Below are 15,303 nucleotides of genomic sequence, written 5' to 3'. Positions count from 1 at the left end.
GGTCGTTCTTTAGAGACGCTGAATCGTCACCGAACCCGCCGCGCCGGCAGGACCAGGCTGGCCGTCCGCACCCGAACGGCCACTTTTGCCGCCATCAGTCTTGTACACGAGACAGCCTTTGGCTTTGCCACCTGCTCCCGGCTTGCCGCCAGGACCTGCCAGGCCACCGGCACCGCCAGCGACCTGCACCTTGATTTTATCCGCCGGGTAATCGCGCGGCACTTCCAGCCTTACCAGCGCACCTGCGCCCCCCGGCTGACCATCACTGCCGTTGCTGCCATCGGCGCCGTGACCGGCCTGCCCCCAGGTGCAACCCGCTGCCTGGCCATTGGCGCCATCAAGACCAAAAAAACCTGGTGCACCGGCGCCGCCACGAGCATCGACCGACAATTGCGGGGCATTCAATGCCTTGATCTGCAAGTTCAGGTTGCGTCCCGAGCGTGCAGCCTTCTGGAAACTTCCCGGTGCGCCCCTCGCGGTAATCTGGCTGCCTTCAGACATTTCGGCGCGATGGACTTTCAGCTCCAGCGCTTGCTCACTCGGCACAATGGCAATTCGCGCTTCACGCCCCAGGTGCAATTCACCCACCGTCACTTCGGTCACGTTAGAGGGGATCAACAGCGTGGCGTAATCGGCGACTTCCAGACGCTCCAACTGCAGCGTGCTGGCCGTGTTGGGCAAGCGCATCAACGAGTTGGCTTCGACACTGACAACCTGAGCGCAGGCCAATGGACTGATAAAAGCGGCGAGCAGACAGAAATTACGCATGGGAAGCCTTCGATGCGGAGGGAGCCGGGATGGTTTGCAGGTGGAACACGCCGAACAGGGCAATCTTGAGGCGATCGCGCCAAGGGTGGGCACGGCCTTTGAGGCTGCGGTTGCAGAACACCAGTTCCAGCAGATGGAGCAGTGCCAGCAGACCACCCGCCAGATTGACCAACAGGTGCAGCGGATAAATGAATGGCATGAGCAGATTGACCAGCACCATGCACCAGAACAGCAGGGTCAATAGCTTCCCCAGCCCCCAAAAAACCTTCATACGCTCCCCCGCTGATCATTATTCTTTGCGCGCACAGTAACGGCTTGTGCGAGGGGTGCGCCAGAGGGCAACGGAAAAATCGTCATGAAGTCCGCCGAATGGCCATCGGCCCGCCGCATTGACCGACCGATGGCTCTAGCTAGCGGCTTAGCGGTTGATGTGCAATTCCACGCGACGATTTTTCGCGCGGCCTTCATCAGTATCGTTATCGGCCACAGGCTCACTTTTGCCCTTGCCTTCACTGGTGATTTTGTTCGGGTCCAGGCCTTGGTCCATCAGATAGGCCGCCACGCTGGTGGCACGACGTTCCGACAAATACTGGTTGTAGACATCCGAACCGACGCCGTCAGTATGTCCAACGACCTTGATACTCACCACATCGGCACTTTGCAGTTTGGGCATCAACGCATCCAGCTCACTCTTGGCAGCAGGAGTCAGGTCGGATTGGTTGAATGCAAACAGCACGTTGCCCGCATCACTGAGGGTGACGACTTCCGATTGTGCAGGTTCGGCAGGCGCGCTGACCGGGGTTTGCGGCAACGGACAACCGTGATGTTCAACGGGCGTGTTGGCTGGTGTATCGGGGCAACGATCACGTCGATCGAAGACGCCATCGCCATCTTCGTCGCCATCCTGTGCATAACAGATCAAGCCACCGGTCAAGATTCCGAGCGCTGCGCCTCCGGCCGCCCAACTGCCACTTTCGATAGCGCCCAAACCACCTCCGACCAGTCCGCCAATGAGACTGCAGATCGGCCAGGTACGTTGATTGAGGGGGGCGGTGCCATCACTGTGAGTAGCGCAACCGGTCAGCAGGCTGCCAAGCAGCAGAACCGGCAAGACGGTCCTTGTGAGAACGCTCATATTGAAAGCTCCTGTGTTACCGGCTTATACCGGTTACACAGGAGTAAAGACCCGCATCCGCGACTATACAAGCCGCGGAGCGGAGGAGACTTAACGGTTGATTTTGATTTCCGTGCGACGGTTCTGCGCGCGGCCGTCAGCGGTTTTGTTATCGGCAACTGGCTGGCTTTCACCGGCACCGACGACAGACACGAAGCTGCTGCGTGGTACGCCTTCCTGGATGAGGTATTCAACCACCGAGTGGGCGCGTTTATCCGACAGTTTCTGGTTGTAGGTATCGCTACCCACGCTGTCGGTATGGCCAGTAACGGTCAGTTGAGCGGTAGGCGCTTCCGCTTTCAGGCGAGTCGCAATTTTGTTGAGTACCTCCTTGTCCGATTCGGTGAGCGTGGCTTTATCAAACTGGAAGTGAACATCGCGGATGACGATGGTTTCTTCCTTGACCACAACGGCTTCTTCGACCACCGGTGCCGGTGGAGGGCAACCGTTGACATCGACGGTCACGCCATGAGGTGTGCCCGGGCACTTGTCGCGGCTGTCCGGTACACCATCACCATCTTCGTCGCCATCACCGTGCACCCAGCAATAGGCCGCTGCCGTGCCGCCGACAAGCAGCGCACCATAGCCTGCCCATGCCGAGCTCTCGGTCGCGCCGAGACCCGCACCTACGACACCACCGACCAGCGCACAGGTCGGCCAGTCGGTTTTTTGCAAACCTGCGCAACCAGTCAACACACTGGTGAGCAGAACCAAGGGTAATGCTGTCCGAACTATGCTCATCTAGTTTTCTCCTGAGGGATCGGCTTAGAACCGATTCAGGTAGTAAAGACCCGAGTTTTAAACTCCGCCAGCAATGGGCCATCGCTGTTTTATCTCGCCTTGACGCCAGATTGGCGTATTTGCTGCAAACACGCTCTAGGCCCGCACGTTTGGGCAGGCTAGTCTTGGCGTTCTGAATGAGGATCTTTGATGATTGCAGGTATTTCTTCGCGCACGCCCCAACAAGCTTTGGCCGCTTTGCTGGATCGCTATGCCCCCGCACAACTGTTGCTGATCGGTGCCAGTGAGTTCCCCGCGCTGGAAGCTTTCAAGCTGGCCCATCCGGATACGTGTGTAGCGCACGCTGCACCGGGCCCGTTGCCGGAAGAATTGGCGGCGCGCCGCTTTGATCTGGCGCTGGCCGTCGACTGCCTCGAACATTTGCCCAAGCGCGATGGCCTGAACCTGCTCGGCGGGATTCGCAACCTCAACGCCAGTCGTATTGCCGTGCTGGCGGACTTGTCGGCCAGTGGTTGGCAGGAGACGGATTTTTTCTCTCTGGCCCTGCAAGCCAGCGAACGCTTCCAGCGCGACGAACAGGTTTTGACCCTGTTTACCTACGATCTGCTTGAATACAAACAAGTACCCGACTGGCTCAATTCACGCTTTTGGGCCAATCCGGAAAATTTCGGGAAATACTGGTGGTAATGCAATGAGTACATCCATTTGCCCTTGCGGCAGCGGCACCCTGCTTGATGCCTGCTGCGGTCATTACCACGCAGGGCAACCGGCGCCCTGTGCCGAAGCCTTGATGCGTTCGCGCTACAGCGCCTACGTGCTGGGGTTGATCGACTATCTGGTGGCAACCACCCTGCCCGCCCAACAGGCCGGCCTGAATCGTCAGTCCATCAGCGACTGGAGCGCCCAAAGCACCTGGCTGGGCCTGGAAGTGGAAAGCTCAGAGGTATTCGGCGGACAACCGGAACACGCCTTCGTGACCTTCACCGCGCGCTGGCACGATGGCGGTGGTGAACATAGCCACCGCGAGCGTTCGTCATTTGTGCAGAACGCCGGCCACTGGTACTTCATCGACCCCACAGTGCCACTCAAGACCGGACGCAATGACGCCTGCCCCTGCGCCAGTGGGCAAAAATTCAAGAAGTGTTGCGCGGGGTATTTCAACAGTTGAGTGACACCCTGTAGCAGCTGCCGAAGACTGCTACAGGTTCAAGGGAGATACACGACCATGATCACCCGGCGACACACACTTTATCTGTTCAGCCTGCTCCTGTTTCTGGGGCTTACAGGGTGTGCGTCCTGGTTTGACGACGATGAACCGGACCCCGAGGTGCATCTGGTCAAGGTCGAACTCGTGCGGGCAAAACTGTTGGAGCAAAAATTTCTCCTGCACTTTCGTATCGACAACCCCAACGACAGCGACTTGACCGTGCGCGGCCTTGAATACCGGATTCACTTGGGCGACATCCTGCTGACCGAAGGCGAGCATGATCACCGGTTTACGGTGAGCCCCAAGCACAGCGCCTATTTCAAAGTGCCGATCCGTACCAATCTGTGGCCCAAGGTGCGAGACCTGGTGAAAATGCTGAAAAAACCCGATCAACCCATCCCCTATCGTCTGGAAGGTGAACTGAAAACCGGTTTTTTCATCCCTCACGACGTGCACCTGGCGCGCAATGGCGTGATAATCCCCGCCGATTTAATTCCGGAGCGAACCCGATGACCCAGCAACCCCATGTCCATGGCCCTGACTGCAACCACGATCATGACCATCACGACCATCACGACCACCATGATCACGACCATGGCCATGTTCACGGCCCGAACTGTGGCCACGCCCACCAGGAACCGGTGCGCAATGCCCTGAAGGACGTCGGCCGCAACGACCCTTGCCCATGCGGCAACGGCAAGAAATTCAAGAAGTGCCACGGCGCTTGATGCTTCGGGCGAAAGTTTTTTTCGCCTGTTGAATCATCTTCGCGAGCGAGCCTGCTCGCGAAGAGGCCCCAAAGATCAATCTCAAGCCAGGATCTGCGCAGTACTCACCACCGTCGCATATTCGCCCTGCAAATTCCCCAGCGACATCGCATGCACGTCCTCGGCTGAACGCACGTTTCCAAAATAGTCCGCCTTGTCGAAGGTAAAGCACGCATCCTCCGCAACCCACGTTTCAAACCCCAGATTACCGGCGGTTCGCGTCGTGGACTCCACCGAGTTATGGGTCGCCACGCCAACAATCACCAGTTGAGAAATCCCCACGTCACGCAAACGACCCTCCAGCCCCGTGGCACAAAAGGCATCCGGCACCTGTTTCTGGATCAACTGTTCGCCGGCCTGTGGCTCAAACCGCTCCTGGAATTCCACGCCTGACTGTTGCGGCCAGAACACCGAATCCGGTGAACGAGACAGATGCTGCACATGAATCACCGGTCGCCCGGTTCGACGCCAATGGCTCAATAAATCCAGAATCCGCGCCTCGGCCTGAGGGTTATTTCGGCGACCGAGCCTAGGATGCAAAATACCTTTTTGTTGATCGATGATGATTAGCGCTGCGTTGGTCTTGAGCTCCATGCCGGTTTTTCTCAAACAGTGGTGATTGAATTTCACACACTTCAGCATCACCTCTTCTTACAGGCAAGGCATACCCATGCAGAGCGTGGGAACGACCGTCATAAAGAAATAACCCCGTCGCCGCTTGCGCGCCCTCCTCCTGCTCACTAACGTAGCGCCTTTATTGCGCCTTTACCCCCGCAGGAGCTTTGCCATGGCCTCGCCAGCCCTCACACATTTTCTTCCCCGGTTCGGCGTTGCCGCAGCAGTGGCCGGTGTTTTGAGCCTGACCGGTTGTCAGACCCGGAACGCTCAGGACACCCTCCCGCCAACTTCCGGTGTGCAGCCGCTCAAGGGCTTGGCGCAGAACGTTTCGGTGCGCCGCAATGCCATGGGCATGCCGCTGATCGAAAGCAACAGCTTCCACGATGCGTTGTTCGCCCTGGGTTACGTTCACGCCAGTGACCGCATCACGCAAATGGTCACCCTGCGCCTGCTGGCCGAAGGTCGCCTGGCAGAAATGTCCGGTGCCGACCTGTTGGACGCCGACCGCTACATGCGCGCGGTCAATCTGAAGAAAAACGCCGGTGAGTTGTACAAAGCCTCTTCGCCGCGTCTCAAGCGCTTCTTCGAAGTGTATGCGCGCGGCGTCAACGCCTACCTGTTCCGCTACCGCGACAAGCTGCCAGCCGATCTCGCGGCCACCGGTTACAAGCCTGAATACTGGAAACCGGAAGATTCGGCGCTGATTTTCTGCCTGTTGAATTTCAGTCAATCGGCCAACCTGCCGGAAGAAATTTCCTCGCTGATGCTGGCTCAGACCGTCACCACCGACAAACTCGCCTGGCTGACACCGTCCGCGCCCGATGAAAAACTGCCACTGGCCGAAGCCGAAAAACTTCAGGGCATCAAGCTCAACGGCGCCATCCCGGGGCTGGCTGAAATCAGCAAGGCCACCGGCCAACTGTCCGACCTGAATCTGTCGGGCACGACCTCGTCGAACAACTGGGCGATCGGCCCGCAACGCAGCCGCAGTGGCAAAAGCCTGCTGGCCAGCGACAGTCATGGCCCCTTGGGCGTGCCGTCGCTGTTCAGTTACGTGCAGATCCGCGCGCCGAAATATCAGGCTTCGGGCGTGACCATTGCCGGTTTACCGATGGTGCTCGGTGGTTTTAACGGCAAAGTCGCCTGGAGCATGACCACCGTCATGGGCGACAACCAGGACCTGTTCCTGGAAAAGATCAAACGCCAGGGCAACGGCCTCACCTATGAAGTGGCCGGCAAATGGCAACCAGCGATCGTGCGTAACGAAACCTACTTCGTCAAAGGCCAGCGTCCGATTCGCGAAGTGGTGTACGAAACCCGTCACGGTCCGCTGCTCAATAGCGCCCAAGGCACGACGCTGGCCAATGGTTTCGGCCTGGCCCTGCAAATGCCGAACTTCACCGACGATAAAACCCTGGATGCGTTTTTCGACCTGTCCCGCGCCCAGACCGTCGAGAAAGCGTCGGACGCCAGCCGCGAAATCCGCGCCATCGCCCTGAACCTGGTCTTCGCCGACGCCAGCAACATCGGCTGGCAAGTCACCGGTCGCTACCCGAACCGCCGTGAGGGCGAAGGCCTGTTGCCGTCGCCGGGCTGGGAAGGTCGCTACGACTGGGACGGCTACGCCGATCCGATGCTGCACCCTTACGACCAGGATCCGGCGCAAGGTTGGCTCGGCACCGCCAATCAGCGCGTCATTCCCCATGGCTACGGAATGCAATTGTCCAATTCGTGGGCGGCACCGGAACGTGGCGAGCGTATGGCCGAATTGGCCGGCGCGGGTAAACACGACACGCGCAGCGTGATCGCGATGCAATACGACCAGACCACCACGTTCGCCGCCAAACTGAAGAAAATGTTTGAAGCACCGGGCATGTCCCAGCCGCTCAAACAGGCGATCGAAGCGCTACCGGATGCCGATCGCGGCAAGGCTCGCGAGGCCTATACCCGCCTGATGGCGTTCGACGGCAAGCTCAGCACGACCTCTGCCGATGCAGCGATTTATGAATTGTTTCTGCAAGAAAGCATGAAACAGATCTTCCTCGACGAACTTGGCCCGCAAAGCAGCCCGGCGTGGAAGGCCTTTGTGGCCAACGGCAAGTTGTCCTACGCCGCTCAAGCCGATCACCTGCTGGGGCGCGAAGACAGCCCGTTCTGGGATGACGCGCGCACACCGCAGAAAGAAGACAAGCCGGCGATCCTCGCCCGCAGCCTGGCAGCGGCGATCAACGCCGGTGACAGTCAGTTGGGTGGCAATCACAACGCCTGGCAGTGGGGCAAACTGCACCGCTATGAATGGAAAAACGCCAGTGGCCAGACCGTTCGCGGTCCCGTTGCGGCGGGCGGTGACCACACCACGCTCAACACGGCGGCCTTCGCCTGGGGTGAGGACTTCAACACCACGCAGGCGCCGGCCATGCGCTTTATCGTCGACTTCGGCCAGGCCGAACCGCTGATGGGCCAGAACGGCACCGGCCAGTCGGGCAACCCGGCAAGCCCGCACTACCTCGACAGCATTGATCCATGGCTCAAAGGGAATTACATGAGCCTGCCGATGCAACCGCAGAACTTTGACAAGGTGTACGGCAAGACTCAATTGACCCTGGCTCCGGGCAAATAACCCCCGATCACTGTAGGCGTAAAGATCGTTCCCACGCTCTGCGTGGGAATGCGGCTCGTGACGCTTTGCGTCACTGGACGCGGAGCGTCCCTTGAGGCGTTACCACGCGGAGCGTGGGAACAATCAACACCCTTGAAAAAACAATAGAACTTCTGGCTTCACGCCAACCTCATAGCTAACAAGTCCCTCCATTTTGGCAACAGCATGGAACTTGTTATCGCACGTCCTGAAGGTTTGTACTGCCCGGCCGGGGATTTCTACATCGACCCGTGGCGCCCCGTCGAGCGCGCAATCATCACCCATGCTCACAGCGATCATGCCCGAAGCGGAAATCGTCACTACCTGACGGCGTCAGCCGGCGCAGGCATCCTGCGTGCTCGCCTGGGTGCAGACATCAATCTGCAAATCCTGCCTTACGGCCACGCCCTGAAACATCATGGCGTCACCGTCAGCTTTCACCCCGCCGGGCACGTGCTCGGCTCGGCCCAGGTGCGACTGGAATACGGCGGCGAGGTCTGGGTCGCCTCGGGGGATTACAAGACCGAAGCCGACGGCACGTGTGCGCCCTTCGAGCCGGTGCGGTGCCACACCTTCATCACCGAGTCGACCTTCGGCCTGCCGATTTATCGCTGGCAACCTCAGGCGCAGGTGTTTGCCGAGATCAATCAGTGGTGGCAGGCCAACGCCGCCGCCGACAGGGCCAGCGTGCTGCTCTGCTACTCGTTCGGCAAAGCGCAGCGCATTCTCCATGGCATCGACGCCCTTCTCGGCCCGATTCTGGTGCATGGCGCCGTGGAGCCGATTAACCAGATTTATCGCCAGAGCGGCGTTTACCTACCGCCCACTCTCTATGCCGGCGAGGTAAAAAAGAGTGACCCGATGATGCGTAAAGCCCTGATCATCGCGCCGCCATCCGCGGGCGCCAGTACCTGGATGCGTCGTTTCGGTGAGTACAGCGACGGCTTCGCCAGCGGCTGGATGCGCTTGCGTGGCCCCCGTCGGCGGCGCGGTGTCGATCGGGGATTCGTGCTCTCCGACCATGCCGATTGGCCGGGCCTGCTCTGGGCGATTGAACAAACCGGGGCCGAGCGGGTGATGGTGACGCATGGCTCGGTCGAGGTTCTGGTGCGCCACCTGCGTGAACAGGGTCTCGATGCACAGGGTTTCAACACCGAGTACGGCGACGACGAGGAAGAAAACACCCTGATCGCCCCCCAGAAAGACAAGGTGTTGGCATGAAGGCGTTCGCCGAGTTGTATGCCGAACTCGACGCCACCACGTCGAGCAACGCCAAGCTGGCAGCCATGCAAATCTACTTTGCTCAGGCCTCGCCGCAAGATGCCGCGTGGGCCGTGTACTTTTTAGCCGGAGGACGCCCTCGGCAATTGGTGCCCGTGCGCATATTGCGAGAGTTGGCGGTGACCGTTTCCGGCCTTCAACCCTGGCTGTTCGAAGAGAGTTATCAGGCGGTGGGCGATCTGGCAGAAACCATCTCACTGGTGCTGCCCGTAGCCCACCACCGTTCCACTGAGGGACTGGCGACCTGGATCGAAGACAAGCTGCTGTCCTTGCGCGGCGAATCCCCCTCTGTACTCGCCCAGCAATTGCCCACGCTCTGGTCGCAACTGGATCGCGCCAGCCTGATGCTCTGCATCAAACTGATCACCGGCAGTTTCCGTGTCGGCGTTTACAGGCAACTGGTGACCCGAGCCCTGGCAGCCATGGCCGGACTCGACAGTAAACGCGTGGCCCAGCGCATGGTCGGTTACACCGACTTATCTAATCGCCCGAGCGCTGCCAGCTACCTGAAATTGATCGCGGCTGAGTCCGGTGATGAACACGCGCAGCGCGGGGGGCAACCTTATCCGTTCTTCCTGGCCCATGCCTTGTCGCAACCGGCCGGGCAATTCGAAGCATTGCTCGGCCCCGCCAGCCAATGGCTGGTGGAGTGGAAATGGGATGGCATTCGCGCGCAAGTGATCAAGCGCGACGGGCGTTTGTGGATCTGGTCGCGGGGCGAGGAATTGGTGACCGAACGCTTCCCTGAGTTTGATCACCTCGTGCACGGCTTGCCCGACGGCACGGTGATCGACGGTGAAATCGTGGCATGGAAATCCGCGCCTCACGGCACCGAAGCCAGCCTGCCCGGCATTCCCGCCGTGCAACCTTTCGCCTTGTTGCAACAGCGCCTTGGACGCAAAACTCTCGGCAAGAAAATCCTCGAAGAGGTGCCCGTGGTGATCCTCGCCTACGACCTGCTGGAATGGCACGGCGCGGATTGGCGCAATCAATCGCTGGCCAAGCGTCGCACTCAGTTGGAAACGGTCGTAGCCACCTGTAACAGCCCGGTGTTACTCGCCTCACCAGTGCTCATCGGTGAGAACTGGCTGGACCTCGCCCAACAAAGGGAGGCCTCCCGCAGTCTCGGCGTCGAAGGCATGATGCTCAAAGCACGGGATTCGCTGTACGGCGTCGGCCGGACCAAGGACATGGGCGCGTGGTGGAAATGGAAAGTCGACCCGTTCAGCGTCGACGCGGTGCTGATTTATGCCCAGCGTGGCAACGGACGACGGGCGAATCTCTACAGTGATTACACCTTCGCGGTCTGGGATGGTCCGCCTGATGCCAGCGAACGCACGCTGGTCCCCTTCGCCAAGGCCTATTCAGGGCTGACCGACGAAGAATTGCGCCAGGTCGACAGCATCGTGCGCAAAACCACGGTGGAAAAATTCGGCCCGGTCAACAGCGTGAAACCCAGCCTGGTGTTCGAGTTGGGATTCGAAAGCATTGCCCTTTCAAAACGCCACAAGAGCGGAATTGCCGTGCGCTTCCCCAGGATGTTGCGCTGGCGTCAGGACAAGTCGGTTGAGGACGCTGACGACCTCGGCACATTGCAAAAATTACTGGGCTGACCCACTGGTTTTTGTGTCCGCTCGAACAAAGTTGGTGCACCCCACTCATCAAGCCCGTTTTCGTGCACAATTCCTGCGCCGTCACTTCTTGTATGACCTTTTAAAACGCTTGTTCGGGACTCTGGTTCGGAAATTGCTACTTTCATTAGGTCTTACGCTTTCCAGTAACAATAATTCTGCGCCACAAGCGCTCATATTGGTTCTTAGGGATTGAATAATGAAAAAAGCATTGCTGACCCTTTCTGCACTGGCTTTGTGCATGGCTGCCGGCTCCGCGCTGGCCAAGGAATACAAAGAGCTGCGTTTTGGTGTTGACCCTTCCTATGCACCTTTCGAGTCCAAAGCGGCCGACGGTAGCCTGGTAGGCTTCGACATCGATCTGGGGAACGCGATCTGCGCCGAGCTGAAGGTCAAGTGCAAATGGGTCGAAAGTGACTTCGATGGCATGATTCCAGGCCTCAAGGCCAATAAATTCGACGGTGTGATCTCGTCGATGACCGTTACCGAAGCCCGTGAAAAAGTCATCGACTTCTCCAGCGAGCTGTTTTCCGGCCCAACCGCCTACGTGTCCAAGAAAGGTTCCGGCGTGACGGCGGACGTCGCTTCGCTCAAAGGCAAAACCGTCGGCTATGAACAAGGCACCATTCAGGAAGCCTATGCCAAAGCCGTTTTGGACAAGGCCGGTGTGAAAACCCAGGCCTACGCCAACCAGGATCAGGTCTACGCCGACTTGACGTCCGGTCGTCTCGATGCAGGGATTCAGGACATGCTGCAAGCCGAACTGGGCTTCCTGAAGTCGCCACAAGGCGCCGACTATGACGTCAGCAAGCCAGTCGACGACCATTTGTTGCCTGCCAAAACGGCGGTGGGCATTAAGAAAGGTAACACCGAGCTGAAAGCACTTTTGGATAAAGGTATCAAAGCGTTACACGATGATGGCACCTACGCCACCATTCAGAAGAAACACTTTGGCGATCTGAATCTGTTCAGCGGCAAATAATGCCCGGCGCCCATCTCGCGATGGGCGCTTTTTTCATCCGATCAGGTTGCTGATTTATGTTCGAAAACCTATTACAAAATCTGGGGCTCTCTGCCTTCAGCCTCAAGGGCTTCGGTCCGTTGCTGATGCAAGGCACCTGGATGACGATCAAGTTGTCGGCGTTGTCGCTATTGGTAGCCGTGTTGCTCGGGCTACTCGGTGCCAGTGCCAAGCTGTCAAAAGTCAAACTGATGCGCGTGCCTGCCCAGCTTTACACCACACTTATTCGCGGCGTTCCGGACCTGGTCCTGATGCTACTGATTTTCTACAGCCTGCAAACCTGGCTGACGTCCCTGACCGATTACATGGAATGGGAATACATCGAGATCAACCCATTCAGCGCCGGGGTCATCACCCTGGGCTTTATCTATGGCGCGTATTTCACCGAAACCTTCCGTGGCGCGATTCTCGCCGTCCCACGGGGTCAGGTCGAAGCGGCCACCGCCTATGGCCTCAAGCGCGGCCAGCGTTTCTGGATCGTGGTGTTCCCGCAGATGATGCGTTATGCCCTGCCGGGTATCGGTAACAACTGGATGGTGATGCTCAAGGCCACGGCCCTGGTCTCGATCATCGGCCTTGCCGATCTGGTCAAGGCTGCCCAGGACGCCGGTAAAAGCAGCTATCAGCTATTTTACTTCCTGGTACTTGCCGCTCTGATCTACCTGGTGATCACCAGCGCGTCCAACTTCATTCTGCGCTGGCTTGAACGTCGTTACTCCGCCGGTACCCGGGAGGCCGTACGATGATCGAACTTCTGCAGGAATACTGGAAACCTTTCCTCTATAGCGACGGCAACAACATCACCGGCCTGGCCATGACGATGTGGTTGCTCAGCGCTTCGATCTTCTTCGGTTTTATCGTGTCGATTCCGCTGTCCATCGCCCGGGTGTCACCGCACTTCTACATCCGTTGGCCAGTGCAGTTCTATACCTATCTGTTTCGTGGCACGCCGCTCTATATCCAGCTATTGATCTGTTACACGGGGATCTACAGCCTGGCCGCCATTCGGGCTCAGCCGGTACTGGACGCATTCTTTCGCGATGCGATGAATTGCACGATCCTGGCCTTCGCCCTGAACACCTGCGCCTACACCACGGAAATTTTCGCCGGTGCCATTCGCAGCATGAACCACGGTGAAGTCGAAGCCGCCAAGGCTTATGGCCTGACCGGCTGGAAGCTGTATGCCTACGTGATCATGCCCTCAGCCCTGCGTCGCTCGTTGCCGTACTACAGCAACGAAGTGATCCTGATGCTGCACTCGACCACAGTGGCGTTCACCGCAACCATTCCGGACATTTTGAAAGTCGCTCGGGACGCCAACTCGGCGACCTTCCTGACCTTCCAGTCGTTCGGCATCGCTGCGCTGATCTACCTGACCGTGACCTTTGCGCTGGTCGGCCTGTTCCGCCTCGCCGAACGCCGATGGCTGGCCTTCCTCGGGCCGACCCACTAGGACCCGCTTTAGGAATAAAGAAACATGCGCCACCAGACTCATGACTTGCTGGCCCCAGTACCGGGGACTGCACGACAGATCCACAGTTTTCATTACGGCCCTGCGGCGGCCAAAGGCAAGATCTACATCCAGTCGTCACTGCATGCCGATGAACTGCCCGGCATGCTCGTGGCCTGGCACCTCAAGCAACGCCTGGCGGAACTGGAAGCCGCCGGCCGGCTGATCAGCGAAATCGTGTTGGTGCCCGTGGCCAATCCGGTCGGCCTGGAACAAGTGCTGATGGAAGTCCCTCTGGGCCGCTTCGAACTGGAAAGCGGTCAGAACTTCAACCGCTGGTTCATCGATCTGAGCGAAGCAGTCGGCAATGAAATCGAAGGCCAACTCAGTGACGACCCGCAGCGCAACCTCGAGTTGATCCGCGAAAGTTTGCGCAACGCCCTCGCCCGGCAGACCGCCAGCACTCAACTGCAATCCCAACGCCTGACGCTGCAACGCCTGGCCTGCGATGCAGACATGGTGCTAGACCTGCACTGCGACTTCGAAGCCGTCGCGCACCTCTACACCACACCCGAAGCCTGGCCGCAGGTCGAGCCGCTGGCGCGCTACATCGGTTCCGAGGCGAGTTTGCTAGCCACCGATTCCGGCGGCCAATCGTTCGACGAATGTTTCACCCTGCTCTGGTGGCAATTGAAGGAGCGCTTCAGCGAGCGCTTTGACATTCCGCCGGGCAGTTTCTCGGTGACCGTCGAATTGCGCGGCCAGGGTGACGTCAATCATCCGCTGGCCAGCCTCGATTGCCAGGCGCTGATCGAGTACCTGATTCACTTCGGCGCCATTGCCGGCGAGCCGGCTCCGCTGCCCGAACTGCCCTACCCCGCCACACCGTTGGCGGGCGTCGAACCGGTAGCCACACCGGTCGGCGGCTTGCTGGTGTTCACCGCACTGCCGGGGGAATACCTGGAAGCCGGGCAACTGATCGCCGAAATCATTGACCCGATCAACGATCGCGTCACCCCCGTTCATTGCACCGCCGCCGGGTTGATGTACGCCCGTTCGCTGCGGCGCATGGCCACTGCAGGCATGGTGATCGCGCACGTCGCGGGCGCCGAAGCCTATCGCAGCGGCTACCTACTTTCGCCTTGAGGATGCATGCCCCATGTACAAACTGACGATCGAAGGCCTGCATAAAAGCTATGGCGATCACGAAGTCCTCAAAGGTGTTTCGCTCAAGGCCAACACCGGCGACGTCATCAGCCTGATCGGCGCCAGCGGCTCGGGTAAAAGTACGTTCCTGCGTTGCATCAACTTTCTCGAACAGCCCAACGACGGCGCCATGAGCCTGGACGGCCAGAACATCCGCATGATCAAGGATCGTCACGGCATGCACGTGGCCGATGCCGATGAACTGCAACGGATCCGTACCCGCCTGGCCATGGTGTTCCAGCATTTCAACCTGTGGAGCCATATGACGGTGCTGGAAAACATCACCATGGCCCCGCGCCGGGTGCTGGGTTGCAGCAAAGAAGAGGCCGAAGACCGCGCCCGACGTTACCTGGACAAGGTCGGTCTGGCCGCCCGCGTCGCCGACCAGTACCCGGCTTTCCTGTCTGGCGGTCAGCAGCAGCGGGTCGCCATTGCCCGGGCGCTGGCCATGGAACCGGAAGTCATGCTGTTCGACGAACCGACGTCGGCGCTCGACCCGGAACTGGTGGGTGAAGTATTGCGCGTGATCCAGGGCCTGGCCGAAGAAGGCCGGACCATGATCATGGTAACGCACGAAATGAGCTTCGCCCGCAAAGTCTCCAGCCAGGTACTGTTCCTGCACAAAGGGCTGGTGGAAGAAGAAGGCGCGCCGGAAGACGTGCTGGGCAATCCGAAGAGTGAGCGGCTCAAGCAATTCCTCAGCGGCAACCTGAAGTAACGCCGAGCCTCAACCCCACAACAAAAAATGGCCAGTCAGCTGACGTCTTTACGGACATCAACTGCACTGGCCATTTTTTTTGG

Annotated in this window: 17 protein-coding genes; 12 read left to right on the top strand and 5 right to left on the bottom strand. The window is 59.1% G+C overall.

The features are described from left to right. Positions 1 to 9: 9 nt before the first annotated feature. From LOY55_RS05850 to LOY55_RS05835, 4 genes are all read right to left on the bottom strand, one after another. Positions 10 to 768 (bottom strand): collagen-like protein, encoded by a 759-nt coding sequence (locus LOY55_RS05850; protein WP_223523909.1) that lies wholly within the window; start codon positions 766 to 768, stop codon positions 10 to 12. After that, positions 761 to 1,039, bottom strand: a complete 279-nt coding sequence (locus LOY55_RS05845; RefSeq protein ID WP_046029318.1) for a DUF1145 domain-containing protein — start codon at positions 1,037 to 1,039, stop codon at positions 761 to 763. Before LOY55_RS05845 ends, LOY55_RS05850 begins: the two co-directional genes overlap by 8 nt. A gap of 147 nt (positions 1,040 to 1,186) precedes the next feature. Next, positions 1,187 to 1,903 (bottom strand): OmpA family protein, encoded by a 717-nt coding sequence (locus LOY55_RS05840; protein ID WP_046029316.1) that lies wholly within the window; start codon positions 1,901 to 1,903, stop codon positions 1,187 to 1,189. A 90-nt stretch (positions 1,904 to 1,993) separates the two neighbouring features. After that, positions 1,994 to 2,683, bottom strand: coding sequence for an OmpA family protein (locus LOY55_RS05835; RefSeq protein WP_223523906.1), 690 nt, complete (start codon positions 2,681 to 2,683; stop codon positions 1,994 to 1,996). Positions 2,684 to 2,872: 189 nt separating this feature from the next. Here LOY55_RS05835 and LOY55_RS05830 point away from each other — a divergent pair, with 189 nt between their 5' ends. Genes LOY55_RS05830 through LOY55_RS05815 form a run of 4 tightly spaced genes read left to right on the top strand, consistent with a single transcriptional unit; the run spans position 2,873 to position 4,618 of the window. Next, the gene (locus tag LOY55_RS05830; RefSeq protein WP_046029312.1) at positions 2,873 to 3,370 is read left to right on the top strand and encodes a DUF6231 family protein; all 498 of its coding nucleotides are present in this window, start codon (positions 2,873 to 2,875) and stop codon (positions 3,368 to 3,370) included. A gap of 4 nt (positions 3,371 to 3,374) precedes the next feature. Continuing rightward, positions 3,375 to 3,851 carry a YchJ family protein gene (locus LOY55_RS05825; RefSeq protein WP_223523903.1) on the top strand — a complete coding sequence of 159 codons (477 nt, stop codon included), beginning with the start codon at positions 3,375 to 3,377 and terminating at the stop codon, positions 3,849 to 3,851. Between the two features lie 57 nt (positions 3,852 to 3,908). Then, entirely contained in the window at positions 3,909 to 4,403 is a 495-nt protein-coding gene (locus tag LOY55_RS05820; RefSeq protein WP_046029309.1) for an LEA type 2 family protein, read from the top strand. Beyond that, the gene (locus tag LOY55_RS05815; protein WP_046046248.1) at positions 4,400 to 4,618 is read left to right on the top strand and encodes an SEC-C metal-binding domain-containing protein; all 219 of its coding nucleotides are present in this window, start codon (positions 4,400 to 4,402) and stop codon (positions 4,616 to 4,618) included. The genes LOY55_RS05820 and LOY55_RS05815 overlap by 4 nt, the downstream gene beginning before the upstream one ends. A gap of 81 nt (positions 4,619 to 4,699) precedes the next feature. Here the strand turns inward: LOY55_RS05815 and LOY55_RS05810 are convergent, their stop codons facing one another. Further along, a complete protein-coding gene (locus LOY55_RS05810) occupies positions 4,700 to 5,251 on the bottom strand; it encodes a cysteine hydrolase family protein (protein WP_109788024.1) in 552 nt (183 codons plus the stop codon). A gap of 193 nt (positions 5,252 to 5,444) precedes the next feature. Here LOY55_RS05810 and LOY55_RS05805 point away from each other — a divergent pair, with 193 nt between their 5' ends. The 8 genes from LOY55_RS05805 to LOY55_RS05770 all read left to right on the top strand — a co-directional run bounded on the left by LOY55_RS05805 (position 5,445) and on the right by LOY55_RS05770 (position 15,220). Next, positions 5,445 to 7,895, top strand: a complete 2,451-nt coding sequence (locus tag LOY55_RS05805) for a penicillin acylase family protein (protein WP_109787993.1) — start codon at positions 5,445 to 5,447, stop codon at positions 7,893 to 7,895. Positions 7,896 to 8,099: 204 nt separating this feature from the next. After that, positions 8,100 to 9,134: a ligase-associated DNA damage response exonuclease gene (locus LOY55_RS05800; protein ID WP_223523900.1), complete on the top strand. Its 1,035-nt coding sequence runs from the start codon at positions 8,100 to 8,102 to the stop codon at positions 9,132 to 9,134. Then, the gene (locus tag LOY55_RS05795) at positions 9,131 to 10,807 is read left to right on the top strand and encodes an ATP-dependent DNA ligase (RefSeq protein ID WP_223523897.1); all 1,677 of its coding nucleotides are present in this window, start codon (positions 9,131 to 9,133) and stop codon (positions 10,805 to 10,807) included. The genes LOY55_RS05800 and LOY55_RS05795 overlap by 4 nt, the downstream gene beginning before the upstream one ends. Before the next feature lie 217 nt (positions 10,808 to 11,024). Beyond that, a complete protein-coding gene (locus tag LOY55_RS05790; RefSeq protein WP_109787996.1) occupies positions 11,025 to 11,807 on the top strand; it encodes a transporter substrate-binding domain-containing protein in 783 nt (260 codons plus the stop codon). Between the two features lie 56 nt (positions 11,808 to 11,863). After that, positions 11,864 to 12,592: an ABC transporter permease gene (locus LOY55_RS05785; protein ID WP_046029301.1), complete on the top strand. Its 729-nt coding sequence runs from the start codon at positions 11,864 to 11,866 to the stop codon at positions 12,590 to 12,592. Next, positions 12,589 to 13,299 carry an ABC transporter permease gene (locus LOY55_RS05780; RefSeq protein WP_046029299.1) on the top strand — a complete coding sequence of 237 codons (711 nt, stop codon included), beginning with the start codon at positions 12,589 to 12,591 and terminating at the stop codon, positions 13,297 to 13,299. Before LOY55_RS05785 ends, LOY55_RS05780 begins: the two co-directional genes overlap by 4 nt. A gap of 24 nt (positions 13,300 to 13,323) precedes the next feature. After that, positions 13,324 to 14,442 carry a succinylglutamate desuccinylase/aspartoacylase family protein gene (locus LOY55_RS05775; protein WP_109787997.1) on the top strand — a complete coding sequence of 373 codons (1,119 nt, stop codon included), beginning with the start codon at positions 13,324 to 13,326 and terminating at the stop codon, positions 14,440 to 14,442. A 13-nt stretch (positions 14,443 to 14,455) separates the two neighbouring features. Next, positions 14,456 to 15,220 (top strand): ABC transporter ATP-binding protein, encoded by a 765-nt coding sequence (locus LOY55_RS05770; RefSeq protein WP_046029295.1) that lies wholly within the window; start codon positions 14,456 to 14,458, stop codon positions 15,218 to 15,220. Positions 15,221 to 15,303: the final 83 nt, after the last annotated feature.

Source organism: Pseudomonas sp. B21-040, assembly GCF_024748695.1.
In the GTDB taxonomy this organism is placed as follows: Bacteria; Pseudomonadota; Gammaproteobacteria; order Pseudomonadales; family Pseudomonadaceae; genus Aquipseudomonas.
The sequence above is the reverse complement of the archived record's forward strand: the minus strand, read 5'-3'. Positions and strand labels throughout refer to the sequence as shown.

Excerpts from the sequence above, each read along its gene's own strand:
- LOY55_RS05795 (WP_223523897.1), top strand. The coding sequence starts at position 9,131 with ATGAAGGCGTTCGCCGAGTTGTATGCCGAACTCGACGCCACCACGTCG.
- LOY55_RS05825 (WP_223523903.1), top strand. The coding sequence starts at position 3,375 with ATGAGTACATCCATTTGCCCTTGCGGCAGCGGCACCCTGCTTGATGCC.
- LOY55_RS05785 (WP_046029301.1), top strand. The coding sequence starts at position 11,864 with ATGTTCGAAAACCTATTACAAAATCTGGGGCTCTCTGCCTTCAGCCTC.
- LOY55_RS05810 (WP_109788024.1), bottom strand. The coding sequence starts at position 5,251 with ATGGAGCTCAAGACCAACGCAGCGCTAATCATCATCGATCAACAAAAA.
- LOY55_RS05835 (WP_223523906.1), bottom strand. The coding sequence starts at position 2,683 with ATGAGCATAGTTCGGACAGCATTACCCTTGGTTCTGCTCACCAGTGTG.
- LOY55_RS05800 (WP_223523900.1), top strand. The coding sequence starts at position 8,100 with ATGGAACTTGTTATCGCACGTCCTGAAGGTTTGTACTGCCCGGCCGGG.
- LOY55_RS05820 (WP_046029309.1), top strand. The coding sequence starts at position 3,909 with ATGATCACCCGGCGACACACACTTTATCTGTTCAGCCTGCTCCTGTTT.
- LOY55_RS05805 (WP_109787993.1), top strand. The coding sequence starts at position 5,445 with ATGGCCTCGCCAGCCCTCACACATTTTCTTCCCCGGTTCGGCGTTGCC.
- LOY55_RS05830 (WP_046029312.1), top strand. The coding sequence starts at position 2,873 with ATGATTGCAGGTATTTCTTCGCGCACGCCCCAACAAGCTTTGGCCGCT.
- LOY55_RS05780 (WP_046029299.1), top strand. The coding sequence starts at position 12,589 with ATGATCGAACTTCTGCAGGAATACTGGAAACCTTTCCTCTATAGCGAC.
- LOY55_RS05840 (WP_046029316.1), bottom strand. The coding sequence starts at position 1,903 with ATGAGCGTTCTCACAAGGACCGTCTTGCCGGTTCTGCTGCTTGGCAGC.
- LOY55_RS05850 (WP_223523909.1), bottom strand. The coding sequence starts at position 768 with ATGCGTAATTTCTGTCTGCTCGCCGCTTTTATCAGTCCATTGGCCTGC.
- LOY55_RS05775 (WP_109787997.1), top strand. The coding sequence starts at position 13,324 with ATGCGCCACCAGACTCATGACTTGCTGGCCCCAGTACCGGGGACTGCA.
- LOY55_RS05845 (WP_046029318.1), bottom strand. The coding sequence starts at position 1,039 with ATGAAGGTTTTTTGGGGGCTGGGGAAGCTATTGACCCTGCTGTTCTGG.
- LOY55_RS05815 (WP_046046248.1), top strand. The coding sequence starts at position 4,400 with ATGACCCAGCAACCCCATGTCCATGGCCCTGACTGCAACCACGATCAT.
- LOY55_RS05770 (WP_046029295.1), top strand. The coding sequence starts at position 14,456 with ATGTACAAACTGACGATCGAAGGCCTGCATAAAAGCTATGGCGATCAC.
- LOY55_RS05790 (WP_109787996.1), top strand. The coding sequence starts at position 11,025 with ATGAAAAAAGCATTGCTGACCCTTTCTGCACTGGCTTTGTGCATGGCT.